Raw genomic sequence first — 15967 nt, 5'->3', positions numbered from 1 at the left:
TACGCGGCGACCTGGCCCTTACATACCCCTTAGTCTGGATTAATGCCCGCACCCTACCCCCCCCCCCCCCCCCCCCCCCCCGGGGGGGGCGCCCCCCCCCCCCCCCCGGCCCCCCCCCCCTTCCGCACCACCTGTGTCCTGCGCCCTACGTCCTCGGCGGCAGCTTCGGGCGCCGCAGGTCCGGTACGTCCGCGTAACCCGGGGGCACCGCGGCCGGCTCCTGTTCCAGCAGCTCCAGGGCCAGCTCCACGGCGTCGTCCATCTGCGCGTGCCGCCCCTCCGCCCAGTCGAGCGGGGTGCGCAGGATCGCGAGGTCCGGTTCCACGCCGTGGTTCTCCACCGACCAGCCGTACTCCGGGAACCAGGCGGCGTTCATCGGCACCGTGATCACCGTGCCGTCGCCCAGGGTGTGCCGGCCGGTCATCCCGACCACGCCGCCCCAGGTGCGCTGGCCGACCACCGGGCCGAGCCCGAGCAGCTTGATGGCCGCCGTGATCATGTCGCCGTCCGAGGACGTGGCCTCGTCGGCCAGCGCCACGATCGGGCCGCGCGGCGCGTTGGAGGCGTACGACACCGGCTGGGCGTTGCGCGTCAGGTCCCAGCCGAGGATCGAGCGGGTCAGCTTCTCCACCACCAGCTCGCTGATGTGCCCGCCCGCGTTGCCGCGTACGTCCACGATCAGCGCGGGCCGGGACATCTCCATCCGCAGGTCCCGGTTGAACTGCGCCCAGCCCGAACCGCCCATGTCGGGGATGTGCAGGTAGCCGCACTTGCCGCCGCTGAGCTCCCGGACCACCGCGCGCCGCTTGGACACCCAGTCCTGGTAGCGCAGCGGCCGCTCGTCGATCAGCGGCACGATCGCGACCCGCCGGGGCCGGCCCTCGCCTTCGGCGGGTACGAAGGTCAGCTCGACCGTGGTGCCGCCGGCCGCCGCGAGCAGGGGATAGGGCCCGGCCACCGGGTCCACGGGCCGCCCGTCGATGTGGGTGAGCACGGCGCCCTCCCGGATGCCGGTGCCGGCGAGCGGGGAACGGGCCTTGGAGTCCGAGGACTCGCCGGGCAGGATCCGGGCGAGCGTCCAGCCCTCCTCGCGGTGCACGAAGTTGGCGCCGAGCAGGCCGATCGGCCGGTGGTAGTGCGGCGGTCCCTCGTTGCGGCGCGCGGGGGAGACGTACGCGTGCGAGGTGCCGAGTTCGCCGAGCACCTCGCGCAGCAGGTCCGCGAACTCGTCGGGCGAGGCGACCCGTTCGACCAGGGGGCGGTACTGGCGCAGCACCCCGTCCCAGTCGATGCCGCACATGTTCGGCTCCCAGAAGTACGCGCGGATCAGCCGCCCGGCCTCCTCGAACGCCTGGCGCCACTCTGCGGCCGGGTCCACCTCGTGCAGGATGCGCCGCAGGTCCAGGTAGACCGTGGAATCGCTGTCGCCGGACTCGGTCGCCGGGACCGCGCGCAGGTCCCCGTCGTCGTTGATCACCAGCCGGGTGCCGTCGCCGCTGACCGCGAACCAGTCGAGTCCGGAGGCCAGTTCGCTCTTGCGTGCCTTGGTGATCTCGAAGTGCTCCAGCGTGGGCTTGCCGCTGGTGTCGGTCGGGCTGGCGAACGTCTCGCCGAGCGCGCCGGAGATCGGCCAGCGCAGCCAGACCAGTCCGCCGCCGTGCACCGGGTACAGGGCCGAGTACTTCGACGCGGTCACCGGGAACGGGGTCACGCGGCTCTCCAGCCCCTCCACTTCCACCATGACCGTGCCCTCGCCCTCGGCGGCCTCGCCCTCGCCCGGGTCGAGTCCGCCCGCCGCCGGGCGCCCGTCGGGGGTGTACGCGAACGGCGAGGGGGTGGCCGAGGACAGCGGCACCAGGTACGGGCGGCAGCCCAGCGGGAACGACAGGTCGCCGGTGTGGACGTCGTACACCGGGTCGAAACCGCGCCACGAGAGGAAGGCCAGGTAGCGGCCGTCCCGGGTGAAGACCGGATTCTCGTCCTCGAAACGGCCGTTGGTGACGTCCACGATCGAGCGCGGGCCGGGGCCGGAGATCCGGGCCATCTTGATCTGGCGCAGCGAGCGCCCGATGCCCGGGTGCGACCAGGTCAGCCACGCCCCGTCGGGCGAGAACGCCAGGTCGGTGACGGGCCCGTTGATGGACCGGATCAGCTCGGTGACCTCGCCCCCCGACTCCTCGCTCGCGTCGATGAGCAGCAGCCGCCCGTCGTTGGAGGCGATGGCCAGGCGCTCCCCGTCCGGGTCGGAGAGCAGTTCCAGCACGCGGCCCAGCTCGCCGGAGGCCAGCCGGCGCGGCTCCCGGTCACCGGAGGCCCGCGGGAGGGAGGCGATCTCGATCGCGTCCTCGCCCTCCGCGTCCGTCACGTACGCGACCTGCCCGCTGCTGCCGAGCATCTCGGGCAGCCGGACCCGCACGCCCGGGGTGTCGGCGATCGTCCGGGCCGGACCGTCGCGGTGGGTGAGCCAGTACAGGCTGCCGCGGACGACGACCGCGCTGGCCCGGCCGGTGGCGTCGACCGACAGCGAGTCGACGTGGCTGGCGGCCGGCACCTGGTACGTACGGCGGCCCGCGCGGGGCCCGCCCAGGCGCACGTCGAGCCGGCGCGGGGCCGCGTCGGCGGACAGCGAGTCGACGAGCCAGAGGTCCCCGGCGCACTGGTAGACGACGCGGGTGCCGTCGCTGGAGGCGTGCCGGGCGTAGAACTCCTCGTGGTCGGTGTGCCGGCGCAGATCCGTGCCGTCGGGCAGGCACGAGTACAGGTTGCCGATGCCCTCGTGGTCGGAGAGGAAGGCGATGCGGCCGTCCACGAACATCGGGGCGTCGAGATGGCCCTCGATGTCCTCCAGCAGTTGTCGGCCGTGCAGCCAGAGCCGGCCGGTGGCGCCGCCGCGGTAGCGCTTCCACGCAGCGGGTTCGTGCGGTGGCTTGCCGGTCAGCAGCAGGGTGCGCCGCTCGCCGCCCGGCTCCTCGTGGACGGCGATGTCGGAGACCGGCCCCCAGGGGAGCTTGCCGCCGGGCGAACCGTCGGTCGGCACGCTGTAGGCCCAGGCGAAGTACGAGAAAGGCTGGCTGTGCGAGGAGACGGCGAGGATGTCGCTGCGCCCGTCCTTGTCGGGCGGGGTCCAGCCGCAGACACGGGTGTCGGTGGCGCCCCAGTAGCTGAGCTGGCGGGCCGGGCCGCCGTCGACCGGGGCCAGGTGGATCTCGGGGTCGAGGCTGCGCCAGGTCGTGAAGGCGATGTGGCGGCCGTCGGGGGAGAACCGGGGGTGGCCGACCCTGGTCCGGTCGACGGTGATCCGCCAGGCCCGGCCGGGGGCGTGGCCGTCGGGGACCAGCGGGGCGACCCAGAGATCGTCCTCGGTGGCGAAGCACAGCAGATCGTCGTGGAGGTGCGGGAAGCGGAGGTACGCGACGTCGTGACTCACCCCACAATGCTTTCCGGGCCGGAGGGGCCTGGCAACTCGTACAGGTGATCCATGCCACGCGGGCAAGCGAAACGGAACGGTTTCGTTTCGTTCGCGACCGGGGTATCGTCATTGGTGTACGAAACGGTTTCGTTCGGAAGGGAGGTGCCGGAGATGTCCGAAGAACTCTCGTCGCGGCGCAGCCGGATCACCCCCGAGCGGGAAGCCGAGCTCCACGAGGCGGTCCTCGACCTCCTCCGCGAGGTCGGCTACGAGGCGCTGACCATGGACGCGGTCGCCGCCCGTACCAGGTCCAGCAAGGCCACCCTCTACCGCCAGTGGGGGAGCAAGCCCGAGCTGGTCGCCAAGGCCCTGCGGTGCACCCAGCCGACCTCCCTGCGGGAGGTCGACACGGGCTCGCTGCGCGGCGACTTCCACCGCATGGTCGAGCTCTCCGACAACGCGCAGATGGCGAAGGACACCGCACTGCTGCGGGGCCTCGCCCACGCCGTCCACGAGAGCCCCGAACTGCACCAGGCACTGCGCAGACTGCTCATGGAGCCGGAGATCTCCGGACTCGACGAGATCCTGCGGCGGGCCGTGGAGCGGGGCGAGGTCGCCCCGGACTGCCCCGCGATCCGGTTCGTGCCGCACATGCTGATCGGCGCCTTCATCGCGTTGCCGCTGATGGAGGACCGCCCCGTGGACCAGGCGTTCCTCGCCGACTTCATCGACTCCGTGGTCTTCCCCGCCCTCGGAGTCTGAGTCCCCGCGACTCCATCCCGCTGCTCCTGACACGCCGCTCTCGTCGTCGGGCCGGCTTTCCACGCCCTGATCCATCCCGGATCCATCCCACGACCTGAACGGGAGACCGCCTCCGTGGCCACCTTCCTCTACCGACTCGGGCGGGGCGCCTTCCGGCGCCGCGGCCTCGTCGCCCTCGTCTGGGTGGCGCTGTTGTTCGCCGCCGGCTTCGGCGCGGCGACGGCGTCCGCGCCCACCTCCGGATCGTTCTCGATACCCGGCACGGAGGCCCAGAAGGCCTTCGACGTGCTGGACAAGAAGTTCCCGGGCATGGCCGCCGACGGCGCCACCGCCCGCATCGTCGTCAAGGCGCCCGCGGGCGCCTCGGTCAACGACCCGAAGTACAAGACCGAGGTCGAGAAGATCGTCTCCGGTCTGAAGGACGGCCCGGGCAAGGCCGAGGTCGCCTCGGTCACCGATCCGTACCAGGCCCACGCGGTGAGCCAGGACGGCTCCACCGCGTACGTGAGCGTCAAGTACGACGTCACCGGCATGGAGCTGAAGGACGACACGCGCGACGCGCTCAAGGACATCGGCACCGCGGCGAAGGACGCCGGGCTCACCGTCGAGATCGGCGGCGACGCGCTGATGACGGCCCCCGAGACGGGCTCCGGGGAGATCGTCGGCATCCTGATCGCGGCGATCGTCCTCGTCATCACCTTCGGTTCGCTGGTCGCGGCCGGACTGCCGCTGCTGACCGCGCTCATCGGCGTGGGCATCGGCGTCTCCTCCATCACCGCGCTCGCCAACGTGCTGGACCTCGGCTCCACCACCTCCACCCTCGCGATGATGATCGGCCTCGCGGTCGGCATCGACTACGCCCTCTTCATCGTCTCCCGCTACCGCGTGGAGCTCGCCGCGGGCCGCGAGCGGGACGAGGCCGCGGGCCGCGCCGCCGGAACCGCCGGCTCCGCCGTCGTCTTCGCCGGTCTCACCGTGGTCATCGCCCTCGTGGGCCTGGCCGTCGTCAACATCCCGATGCTGACCAAGATGGGCTTCGCGGCCGCCGGCACCGTCGTCATCGCCGTCCTCGTCGCCCTGACCCTGGTCCCGGCCATCCTGGGCTTCGCCGGCAAGAAGGTCCTGCCCGCCGGTACGAAGAGCAGGCTGTTCGGCAAGGGCAGGCCCGCCGGTGCCGAGCCCAAGCCCAACGGCGGCACCCGCTGGGCCCGCTTCGTCCTGCGCCGCCCGGTCATGGTGCTGCTCGTCGGCGTCATCGGCCTCGGCGCCATCGCGATCCCGGCGGGCAAGCTCGAGATGGGCCTGCCGGACGACGGCGCCCAGCCGGTCTCCACGACCCAGCGCAAGGCGTACGACCTGCTGTCGGAGGGCTTCGGCCCGGGCTTCAACGGCCCGCTGATGGTGGTCGTCGACGGCGACAAGAAGCTCGCCGACGCGACCGAGGCCCGGATCAAGGGCCTGGAGGGCGTGGCCGCGGTCATGCCGCCGACCCCGAACGAGGCCGGCGACGCCTCCGTGATCACCGTGATCCCGAAGGACCGCCCGTCCTCCGTGCAGACCGAGGACCTGGTCCACACGATCCGCGACGGCAGCGGCGACGACGTCCTCGTCACCGGCGCCACCGCGATGAACATCGACTTCTCGCAGAAGATGAACGACGCGCTGCTGCCCTACCTGGCGCTCGTGGTCGGTCTCGCCTTCCTGCTGCTGATGGTGGTCTTCCGCTCGATCCTGGTCCCGCTCAAGGCGGCCCTCGGCTTCCTGCTCTCGGTGGTGGCCGCCCTCGGCGCCGTCGTCGCGGTCTTCCAGTGGGGCTGGCTCGGCTCGGTCTTCGGGGTGGAGCAGACCGGTCCGATCATGAGCATGATGCCGATCTTCATGGTGGGCGTCGTCTTCGGCCTGGCCATGGACTACGAGGTCTTCCTCGTCACCCGGATGCGTGAGGCGTACGTCCACGGCGAGCGCCCGGGCCAGGCGGTCGTGACCGGCTTCCAGTACAGCGCGCGGGTGGTCGTGGCGGCCGCCGTCATCATGATCGCGGTGTTCTCCGGCTTCATCGGCGCCAGCGAGCAGATGATCAAGATGATCGGCTTCGGTCTCGCCATCGCCGTCCTCTTCGACGCGTTCGTCGTCCGCATGACGATCGTCCCGGCGGTGCTCGCACTGCTCGGGCACAAGGCCTGGTGGCTGCCCAAGTGGCTGGACCGGCTGCTGCCGAACGTCGATGTCGAGGGCGAGAGCCTGCGCAAGCACCTCGAAGGTGCCGACGGGTCCGGCCAGGGCCCGGACAAGGACCGCGAGCTCGTCAACGCCTGATCCCGTCCGTCCGTCCGTCCGCCCGGACGGCCGCCCGCCCGTCCGTCCGCCCGTCCGTCCGCCCGGACGTTCGCACCGGGAGGACCGGCCCCGCACCTGATCGTCAGGTGCGGGGCCGGTCCGTTAGGCCTGCCGGGTGACGGCGGCGTTCGCGCGGCGCAGGAAGCGGCGCAGCGCGGAGATGTCGAACTGGACCACCGCGACCCCCTCCGGGGAGTGGAACTCGACCACCGCCTGGACGCGCCCGCACGGCCAGACGCGTACGTCGCCGGTGCCGGTCGGGGCCTGGAGTCCCGCTTCGAGGAGGGCCCGGGGGAAGACCCACTCGTTGTCGGTGCCCTCGGGGGAGAGGCCGGCGGGGAAGACGATCCGTACGGCCAGCGGCTCCGCGGGGGCGAAGCGCAGGGCGACCGGGATCTTCCGGAAGAGCGGGTCGTCGCTGATCACGCGGGCGGTGACGCGGTCCTCGACGACGGCGGCGGCGACGGCGGCGGCGGTCGTGGCGACGGCGGTGGCGACGCCGGCGGCCGCTGCCGTCGTGGGGGGATTCTCGGCGGTGGCTGACACGACAAGACTCCTCTAATCGGAACATATATGTCCGTAGTGCCCCCAGCGTCGCACATTCCCACGAATCCGCGCGGCCGCATTTGTGGGGTGGACGCTCTTGCCAACCATTTGCAACTGGGCACTATTCTTGAGCGGCTAAAGATTTTGTCAGCTCAAAGACCGCAGGAAGCGGAGCACCCCCATGCATGTGCCCGACGGCTTCATCGACGCCCCCGTCTCCATCGCCGCAGGTGTCGCCGCCGCGGGCGCGGTGGCCGTCAGCCTCCGCGGCGCCCGCAGAGAACTTGGGGGTACCTCCCAGGCCGAAGGCTCTGGCGGAGAGCGGGCCGCCCCGCTCGCCGGGCTCGTCGCCGCGTTCATCTTCGCCGTCCAGATGCTGAACTTCCCCGTCGCCGCCGGCACCAGCGGACACCTGCTCGGCGGAGCCCTCGCCGCGATACTCGTGGGCCCCTATACGGGTGTCCTGTGCGTGTCCGTGGTCCTGCTGATGCAGGGCGTCCTGTTCGCCGACGGCGGCCTGACCGCCCTCGGCGTCAACGTCATGAACATGGCCGTCGTGACCGTGGTCGTCGCCTACGCCGTCTTCCGCGGGCTGCTGAAGCTCCTGCCCGACACCCGGCGCTCGGTCACCGTCGCCGCCTTCACCGGTGCACTGCTCTCGGTGCCCGGCGCGGCCGTCATGTTCACCCTCCTCTACGCCCTCGGCGGGACCACCGACGTCCCGCTCGGCAAGGTGTTCACCGCCATGGTCGGCGTGCACGTCCTCATCGGCATCGGTGAGGCCGTCATCACCGCCGCGACCGTGGGCGCCGTCCTCGCCGTACGGCCGGACCTGGTGCACGGGGCGCGCGGGCTGGCCGCGCCGCTGAAGCTGCGGGTCGGCGGCGAGCTGGTCGACGCCCCCGCCGCCGCGCCGGCCCCGGCCGCGGCACCCGCCGCCGCCCGGTCCGCGAAGCCGGTGTGGATCACCGGCCTGGTCACCGCCCTCGTACTGGCCGGCTTCGTCTCCTACTACGCCTCCTCCAGCCCGGACGGCCTGGAGAAGGTCGCCGCCGACAGGGGCATCGACCAGAAGGTGAAGGAGCACGCCGCCGCCGACTCCCCGCTCGCCGACTACAGCGTCAAGGACGTCGGCGACGCCCGTCTCTCCGGCGGCCTCGCCGGCGTCATCGGCGTCGGCGCGACCGTCGCCGTCGGCACCGGGATCTTCTGGACCGTACGCCGCCGGCGTGCGGAGGACCTCACGGCCGCCTCCGCCGCCCCGACCGCCTCCACGGCGCTCTGACATGGGCGCGGGTCACGCCCACAAGCTCTACCGGCACGGCCACTCGCCGGTCCACGCCCTGCCGCCGCACTGCAAGCTGGCCGCGGCCTTCGGCTTCGTCGTGGTCGTCGTGTCCACACCCCGCGAGGCGGTGTGGGCCTTCGGCCTGTACGCCGTCCTCGTCGCGGCGGGCACCGCAGCGGCCCGGATCCCCGCCGGCTTCCTGCTGCGGCGGCTGCTGATCGAGGTCCCGTTCGTGGCCTTCGCCGTGCTCATGCCGTTCGTGGCGCAGGGGGAGCGGGTGGAGGTGCTCGGCGTGTCGCTCAGCGTCCCGGGCCTGTGGGGCGCCTGGAACGTCCTGGCCAAGGGCACGCTCGGGGTCGCCGCGTCCGTCCTGCTCGCCTCGACCACCGAACTGCGGGCGCTGCTGCTCGGGCTCCAGCGGCTCAAGCTGCCGCCGCTGCTCGTGCAGATCGCCTCGTTCATGATCCGGTACGGCGACGTGGTCACCGACGAGCTGCGCAGGATGTCCATCGCCCGCCGCTCGCGCGGCTTCGAGGCCAGCGGCGTCCGGCACTGGGGGGTGCTGGCCAAGACCGCCGGAGCCCTGTTCATCCGCTCCTACGAGCGCGGCGAGCGGGTCCACCTCGCGATGGTCAGCCGCGGTTACGCCGGCTCGATGCCGGTGATCGACGACGTCGTGGCCACCCGCGCCCAGTGGGCGTACGCGGCCGTACTCCCGGCGGCGGCCCTCGCCGTCTGTCTGATGGGATGGACCCTGTGACTCCCTCTCCTGCCGCCCCCGCCTCTCCCGCCTCCCTAGAGGTCTCCGGCCTCGCGTACGCCTATCCGGACGGGCACCAGGCCCTCTTCGGGGTGGACCTGACCGTCGGACAGGGCGAGCGGGTGGCCCTCCTCGGGCCGAACGGCGCCGGCAAGACCACGCTCGTCCTGCACCTCAACGGCATCCTCGGCGGCGGTGTCGGCACCGTGACGGTGGCCGGGCTGCCGGTCGAGAAGCGGAACTTCGCCGAGGTCCGGCGCCGGGTCGGCATCGTCTTCCAGGACCCCGACGACCAGCTGTTCATGCCGACCGTGCGCGAGGACGTGGCCTTCGGCCCGGCCGCCGCCGGACTGCGCGGCCCCGAACTGGAGGCGCGGGTCCGCGAGGCGCTGGCCCAGGTCGGCATGGAGGCCTTCGCGGACCGGCCGCCGCACCACCTGTCCTTCGGGCAGCGCCGCCGGGTCGCGGTGGCGACCGTACTGGCCATGCGGCCCGAGATCCTGGTCCTGGACGAGCCCTCGTCCAACCTGGACCCGGCGTCACGGCGCGAGCTCGCCGACATCCTGCGGGCGCTGGACGTGACGGTGCTGATGGTCACACACGACCTGCCGTACGCGCTGGAGCTGTGCCCGCGCTCGGTGATCCTCAGCGAGGGCGTCATCGCGGCCGACGGGCGCACCCAGGACCTGCTGTGCGACGAGGAGCTGATGCGGGCCCACCGGCTGGAGCTCCCCTTCGGCTTCGACCCGCGGTCCGTGTCGGTGGCATGACGGGCGTGGCAAGCGGGCGAGCGTGGCGAGCGTCGGCATAAGTCGGACCAGGTGATTGTTGGACCGCTCGTGAACATCCAGGGTGAGGTGGCGGCGGGCTTCGAGGCCGTCCGGGACGCTTTCGTACGCAACTTCGAGGTGCTCGGGGACCGGGGCGCGGCGGTGGCCGTGTACCGGGACGGCCGGAAGGTCGTCGACCTGTGGGCGGGCCCCCGGGACGTCGACGGCGCAGCGGACGGGCCCTGGCAGGCGGGTACCGCGCAGGTGGTGCGCTCGGCCACCAAGGGCGTGGCGGCCGTCGTGCCGCTGCTGCTGCACCAGCGCGGACTGCTCGACCTGGACGCGCCGGTGGCGGCGTACTGGCCGGAGTTCAAGGCGGGCGGCAAGGAGCGGACGCTGGTCCGGGACCTGCTCGCGCACCGGGCGGGGGTGCCGGCGCTGGACGTGCCGCTGACGCCCGCCGAGGCCGCGGACGGGCTCTCCGGGGCGCGTGCGGTCGCCGAGCAGCGCGCCTTCTGGGAACCGGGTTCGGCCCACGGCTACCACGCGCAGACGTACAGCTGGCTGCTCTCGGAGCTGGTGCTGCGGGTGACCGGGGCCTCGCTGGGCCAGTGGCTCGCCCAGGAGGTCACGGGCCCCCGGGGGCTGGAGTTCTGGATCGGCCTGCCGCGGGCCGAGGCGGAGTCGGGCCGGGTGGGCCGGGTGGGTCCGGTGGATCCGCCGGAGACCGCGGGGGGTCTGCGGACCCGGCCCAAGCGCAACGTCGCGCAGGCGTACGCCGACCCGGAGTCCCTGACCCGGCGCGCGTTCGCCGCGATCACTCCGCTGCCGGACGAGAACGCCCCGGAGTACCGGGCGGCCGAACTCCCGGCGTCGGCGGGCATCGGCACGGCGCGCGGTCTGGCCGGGGTGTACGCGGCGCTGCTGGGCGACACCGAGGACGGCACGGGCCTGTTCACCCCGCAGACGCTCCGGCTGGCCGGTACGGAGCTCTCGGCCGGGCCGGACCGGGTGCTGGTCGTCAACACGCGCTTCGGCCCCGGGTACATGCTGCACAGCCCGGCGTCACCGCTGCTGTCCCCGGCGTCCTTCGGGCATCCGGGGCGCGGCGGCTCGCTGGCCTTCGCGGACGTGGAGGCGGGGATCGGCTTCGGCTACGTGACCAACGCCCACGCCAAGTCGGTCACGGCCGACCCCCGGGCCCAGGCGCTGGTCCGGGCGGTCAAGGCCTCCCTCTGAGGGCCGGGGGCGGGGCCCTGGCGGCCTCGGCTCAGGCCCGGCTTCGGCTTAGGCCCGGCCTCGGCTTAGGCCGGCCTCGGCTCAGGCCCGGCCTCGTCCACGGCCCGGCCTCGTCCCCGGGCCCCACCCCAGCCCGGCCCCTGCCCTAGCCCGGCCCCTGCCCTAGCCCGGCCCCTGCCCTAGCCTGGCGCCGGCCCCCGGCGCGGCGCCGCCTCGTCTCCGGGCCTGTTCCGTCAGGACGCGGACAGCACCGATGCCACGATCGGGCCCGCCGCGTCGCCGCCGTGGCCGCCGGCCTCGACCATCGCCGCCGCGGCCACGTCGTCGCTGTATCCGGCGAACCAGCTGTCGGGGCTGCCCGCGCCGTCGACCTCCGCCGAGCCGGTCTTGGCCCCCTTGTCGCCGCCGACCGAGGACATCGCGGCCGCAGCCGTCCCGCTGGTCGCCGTCAGCCGCATCATCGAGAGCAGCTGCCGCTGCACCGAGGCCTTCATGGGCCGCGCCGCCGTCGCGATCGTCCGGCCGTCGAGGTCCGCGGGCACCAGCAGCGGCTGGTGGAACCGGCCGCTGCGTGCTGTGGCCGTGATGGACGCGACGTTCAGCGGGTTCATGGTGACCTGGCCCTGCCCGATGTATGCGGCCGCCGCCGCGGCGCCCGAGGCCTCGGGGACCTTGCCGTCGACGGACTTGACGCCGGTCTTCCAGTCCAGGCCGATGCCGAAGACCTCCCTGGCCTCCCTGGAGAGCGCCGTGTCGTCCCTGACGTCGTCGATCTCCTTGATGAAGGCGGTGTTGCAGGACTTGGCGAAGGCGGTCGCGAAGCTCGCACCCGGCAGCTCGAAGTTGTTCAGGTTGTGGAAGGTGCGGCCGCCCCACTGGGCTTCCTTGACGCATTCCGCCGGCCGGTCGGCCGCCACGACGCCGCGGTCGAGCAGCATCGCCCCCGTCACGATCTTCATCGTCGAGCCGGGGGCCCGCGCGCCCCACATCGCCGCGTTGTAGCCGTCCGTACGGTGGTTGGCCACCGCGAGGACGTGCCCGTTGCCGGACTGGACGGCGACCACCGAGGACTGCGGGTACTTGGCGACGGCCCGCTCGGCCGCCGCCTGCACCTTGGCGTCCAGGTAGGTCTTCAGCGTGCTCGGCTCGCCCTCCGCCAGCGTCAGCAGCGTCCGCTTCGGCGCGCCCTCCGTGGCGGGCTCGATCCACAGTTCGGCGCCCGGCTTGCCGCCCGCCTTGCCGCCATACGTCTGCCGCAGCTCGTCCAGGACCGGCCGCAGCGACGGGTACTTCTCGGCGCTGAGCTCCTCGCCGTTGCGGTCCACGGCCTTGACCGGCGGGGCCGCCGGGGCGCCGGCGCGCAGCTTCTCGTCCTTCTGCAGCTGTGGGTGCAGTACCGAGGGCTGCCAGTCGACGAGCGGCTTCCCGCTGGTCGCACCGCGCACGATCGTCAGCTTCGACTCGTACGCCAGCGGCTTGGCGGCGCCCTGGTACGTGACCTCCGCGGCGACGCTGAACGGGATGGTCGTGCCCGTCTGCGTCCCCGGGGTGATCACGGCCTTGGACACGTACGCCTTGGCCCGGTAGTCGGCCACGGCGGTCTGCGCGGCCTGCACGTTGTTCGTCAGCTCCGCGGCCGCGCGCGCGTCCCCGGCCGCCCAGGCGGCGAGGAAGGCCTTCGCGGTCTGGGCGGCCTCCTTGTCGGTGACCGGCCCGCTGCCGGCCTTCGCGGCCTGGACGGTGGTGTCGCCCCTGGCCTCACCGCCGTCCCCGCCGGCGTCGTCGACCAGTGTGTACACCCCGTACCCGGCCCCGCCGACCATCGCGAGGAACACCCCGCCGACGATGGCACCCTTCGCCGCCCCGTTCACGTACTTTCCTCCCCGTGGTCCCCAGTTCTCTGAACGCGTTCAAAGAACCCCTGGTGCGGACCTTACGCTGCGCGAGGGTGACGTGTACACCTTGTTACCGGACCGGTACCCCCCGGATCCGGCCCCGGCCCGCTCCTAGACCCAGCTGTCCATCCACATCCGGCCCCGCCAGGAGTCCATCGGGAGGGACTGGCCCGTGTAGATCGGCCAGAAGTAGATGAAGTTCCAGATGATCAGCAGGACCAGCACGCCCGCCGCGATCGCGCCGAGGGCGCGCCTGCGCTCCGACGAGCCCGACGGGCCCAGCAGGGCGCCGATCATCATCGCCACCGCCAGACACAGGTACGGGACGAAGACCACCGCGTAGAAGAAGAAGATGGTCCGCTCCTGGTAGTTGAACCAGGGCAGCAGGCCCGCACCCAGCGCGCACGCGATCGCGCCCGCCCGCCAGTCGCGGCGGAAGAACCACCGCCACAGCACGTACAGCAGCGCGAAGCAGCCCGCCCACCACAGCATCGGGGTGCCCAGCGCCAGCACCTCGCGGGCGCACTTGCCCGCCTCCGTCGCCGGGCAGCCGGCCGCGCCGGGGTCGGGGGACTCGTAGAAATAGGAGACGGGCCGGCCCAGGACCAGCCAGCTCCACGGGTTCGACTCGTACGTGTGGCCCGAGGTCAGACCGACGTGGAACTTGTAGACCTCGGTCTCGTAGTGCCACAGGCTGCGCAGCCACTCCGGCAGGAACGACAGCGAACTGCCCTGGTCGTTCTTGGCGGCCCAGTCGCGGAAGTACCCGCCCTTGCCGTTGTCCGGGCTCAGGATCCAGCCCGTCCAGGAGGCCAGGTACACCGCCACCGCGACCGGCACCGTCGACAGGAAGCCCGGCAGCGCGTCGCGGCGCAGCATCGCCGCGTACGGGGCCCCCGCACCCGCCGTCCGGCGCGCGGCCGCGTCCCACAGGACCGTCAGCACCCCGAAGAAGGCCAGCACGATCAGGCCGTTCCACTTCGTGCCGAACGCCAGGCCCAGACAGACGCCCGCCAGGATCCGGTACGGTCGCCAGCCGAAGCGCAGCGTCTCGGCGACCGTGACGTCCGGGCGGGTGCGCCCCTCCTCGTCCACCGGGAGCGCGGCCGCGAGCGCGGCCCGGGCCTTGTCCCGGTCAATCAGCAGCGCCCCGAACGCCGCGAGCACGAAGAACATCAGGACCAGGTCGAGCAGCGCCGTCCGGCTCATCACCAGGTGCAGGCCGTCCACCGCGAGCAGCGCACCCGCCAGGCAGCCCAGGAACGTGGAGCGGAACAGGCGGCGCCCGATCCGGCACAGCATCAGCACCGACAGGGTGCCGAGCACGGCCGTCATGAACCGCCAGCCGAACGGCGTGAAGCCGAACATCCACTCGCCGAGCCCGATGACCCACTTGCCGACCGGCGGGTGCACGACGTAGCCGGGGTCCAGCGGAAGGGCCACCCCGTCCGGGTTGGCGAGGATCGACTTGTCGATGTCCTTGGGCCAGCTCGCCTCGTAGCCCTGCCGGATCGTGGCCCAGGCGTCCTTGGCGTAGTACGTCTCGTCGAATATCACCGCCTTCGGGCTGCCCAGGTGCACGAAGCGCAGCACCCCGGCCACCAGCGCCACCAGCACCGGCCCCGCCCACGCCAGCACCCGCTGCCAGGCCCCCGCCGCGGACGGCGGGACGCCGAGCGCCGTCCACAACTGCCCGGAGGGCCGGGCGTACGGGGGCACCAGGCGGTCCCGGACGTCCGGGCGGCGGGCGCCGGCGGGCGGCGCGTAGCCGAAGCTGCGCAGCCGGCGCAGCCAGGTGGACGGCTGTTCTTCGCGTCCCGCCGCAGGGGCGGGCGGGGCCCCCGCGGGGCTGGGCGGCGGCGTCGCGGTACTGGTCACCGGGTCATCGTAGGGAACGCAGCTGTGCGAACCCCAGTGCCGGGGACCGTCGGAGCGTGTGCCGGGTGGGACGGCTGAGAGGATGGGCGGGTGACGACTGACCAGCCCACCGGCTCCGAAACCCCCTCCTCGAACTCCTCCTCCGCGGGGGTGCTCGTGCTCGCCGGCACCCCCATCGGCGATCTCGCCGACGCCCCGCCCCGGCTCGCCGCCGAGCTGGAGCGCGCCGACGTGGTCGCCGCCGAGGACACCCGGCGGCTGCGCCGGCTGACGCAGGGGCTCGGCGTCCACACCACCGGGCGGGTCGTGTCGTACTTCGAGGGCAACGAGTCGGCCCGCACCCCGGAGCTGGTCCAGGCGCTGGAGGAGGGCAAGCGGGTGCTGCTGGTGACCGACGCCGGCATGCCGTCCGTGTCCGACCCCGGCTACCGGCTCGTCGCCGCCGCCGTCGAGAAGGACATCAAGGTCACCGCCGTGCCCGGGCCGTCCGCGGTGCTCACCGCGCTGGCCCTGTCCGGGCTGCCCGTGGACCGCTTCTGCTTCGAGGGGTTCCTGCCGCGCAAGGCGGGCGAGCGCCTGGGCCGGCTCCGCGAGGTCGAGGGCGAGCGCCGCACGCTCGTCTACTTCGAGGCCCCCCACCGGCTCGACGACACCCTCGCCGCGATGGCCGAGGTCTTCGGCGCCGACCGGCGGGCCGCCGTCTGCCGCGAGCTGACCAAGACGTACGAGGAGGTCCGGCGCGGCGGGCTCGGCGAGCTGGCGGCCTGGGCCGCGGAGGGCGTGCGCGGGGAGATCACCGTCGTCGTGGAGGGCGCCCCGGCCGCCGGGCCCGGCGACGTGGACGACGAGGAGCTGGTGCGCAGGGTGCGGGTGCGCGAGGAGGCCGGGGAGCGGCGAAAAGAGGCCATCGCGGCGGTCGCGGCCGAGGCCGGGGTACCCAAGCGGGACGTCTTCGACGCGGTCGTCGCGGCAAAGAATGCGGCTCGGAACATGCCGTAGGACGGTAAAGAGATAACCTGAAAAGCAAAGCTCAGACCGCGCACCGGGCGCTTTGTGCATGAGTCGCCCAAAGACCGTCCAACA

Annotated in this window: 11 protein-coding genes; 7 read left to right on the top strand and 4 right to left on the bottom strand. The window is 72.9% G+C overall.

The genetic code is table 11. From position 1 onward, the window contains the following. Positions 1 to 145 precede the first annotated feature (145 nt). Positions 146 to 3427 carry a S41 family peptidase gene (locus tag ACIPK4_RS33090; protein ID WP_402319667.1) on the bottom strand — a complete coding sequence of 1094 codons (3282 nt, stop codon included), beginning with the start codon at positions 3425 to 3427 and terminating at the stop codon, positions 146 to 148. A gap of 153 nt (positions 3428 to 3580) precedes the next feature. Between ACIPK4_RS33090 and ACIPK4_RS33085 the strand changes: the two genes are divergently transcribed. Next, entirely contained in the window at positions 3581 to 4171 is a 591-nt protein-coding gene (locus tag ACIPK4_RS33085) for a TetR/AcrR family transcriptional regulator (RefSeq protein WP_402319664.1), read from the top strand. Between the two features lie 114 nt (positions 4172 to 4285). Then, a complete protein-coding gene (locus tag ACIPK4_RS33080) occupies positions 4286 to 6487 on the top strand; it encodes an MMPL family transporter (protein WP_054226667.1) in 2202 nt (733 codons plus the stop codon). A gap of 123 nt (positions 6488 to 6610) precedes the next feature. Here ACIPK4_RS33080 and ACIPK4_RS33075 read toward each other — a convergent pair whose 3' ends face one another. Next, a complete protein-coding gene (locus tag ACIPK4_RS33075; protein WP_402319660.1) occupies positions 6611 to 7054 on the bottom strand; it encodes an SsgA family sporulation/cell division regulator in 444 nt (147 codons plus the stop codon). A gap of 181 nt (positions 7055 to 7235) precedes the next feature. On the opposite strand from ACIPK4_RS33075, the gene ACIPK4_RS33070 reads away from it, so the two are divergent. The 4 genes from ACIPK4_RS33070 to ACIPK4_RS33055 all read left to right on the top strand — a co-directional run bounded on the left by ACIPK4_RS33070 (position 7236) and on the right by ACIPK4_RS33055 (position 11111). Then, entirely contained in the window at positions 7236 to 8339 is a 1104-nt protein-coding gene (locus ACIPK4_RS33070; RefSeq protein WP_402319657.1) for an energy-coupling factor ABC transporter permease, read from the top strand. A 1-nt stretch (position 8340) separates the two neighbouring features. After that, positions 8341 to 9102, top strand: a complete 762-nt coding sequence (gene cbiQ, locus ACIPK4_RS33065; protein WP_402319654.1) for a cobalt ECF transporter T component CbiQ — start codon at positions 8341 to 8343, stop codon at positions 9100 to 9102. Then, the gene (locus ACIPK4_RS33060) at positions 9090 to 9872 is read left to right on the top strand and encodes an energy-coupling factor ABC transporter ATP-binding protein (protein ID WP_402319651.1); all 783 of its coding nucleotides are present in this window, start codon (positions 9090 to 9092) and stop codon (positions 9870 to 9872) included. Before cbiQ ends, ACIPK4_RS33060 begins: the two co-directional genes overlap by 13 nt. A gap of 69 nt (positions 9873 to 9941) precedes the next feature. Continuing rightward, positions 9942 to 11111, top strand: a complete 1170-nt coding sequence (locus ACIPK4_RS33055) for a serine hydrolase domain-containing protein (RefSeq protein ID WP_402319648.1) — start codon at positions 9942 to 9944, stop codon at positions 11109 to 11111. Between the two features lie 233 nt (positions 11112 to 11344). On the opposite strand, the gene ACIPK4_RS33050 is transcribed toward ACIPK4_RS33055, so the two are convergent. Both ACIPK4_RS33050 and ACIPK4_RS33045 read right to left on the bottom strand, forming a co-directional pair. After that, a complete protein-coding gene (locus ACIPK4_RS33050) occupies positions 11345 to 12982 on the bottom strand; it encodes a penicillin-binding transpeptidase domain-containing protein (RefSeq protein ID WP_402319645.1) in 1638 nt (545 codons plus the stop codon). Positions 12983 to 13117: 135 nt separating this feature from the next. Next, positions 13118 to 14884, bottom strand: coding sequence for a dolichyl-phosphate-mannose--protein mannosyltransferase (locus tag ACIPK4_RS33045; protein WP_402319642.1), 1767 nt, complete (start codon positions 14882 to 14884; stop codon positions 13118 to 13120). Positions 14885 to 14974: 90 nt separating this feature from the next. Between ACIPK4_RS33045 and rsmI the strand changes: the two genes are divergently transcribed. After that, on the top strand, positions 14975 to 15883 hold the full coding sequence (gene rsmI / locus ACIPK4_RS33040) for a 16S rRNA (cytidine(1402)-2'-O)-methyltransferase (protein WP_376203622.1): 909 nt from the start codon (positions 14975 to 14977) through the stop codon (positions 15881 to 15883). Positions 15884 to 15967: the final 84 nt, after the last annotated feature.

It is taken from the genome of Streptomyces sp. NPDC086989, from assembly GCF_044745505.1.
Classification (GTDB): Bacteria; Actinomycetota; Actinomycetes; order Streptomycetales; family Streptomycetaceae; genus Streptomyces.
The sequence above is the reverse complement of the archived record's forward strand: the minus strand, read 5'-3'. Positions and strand labels throughout refer to the sequence as shown.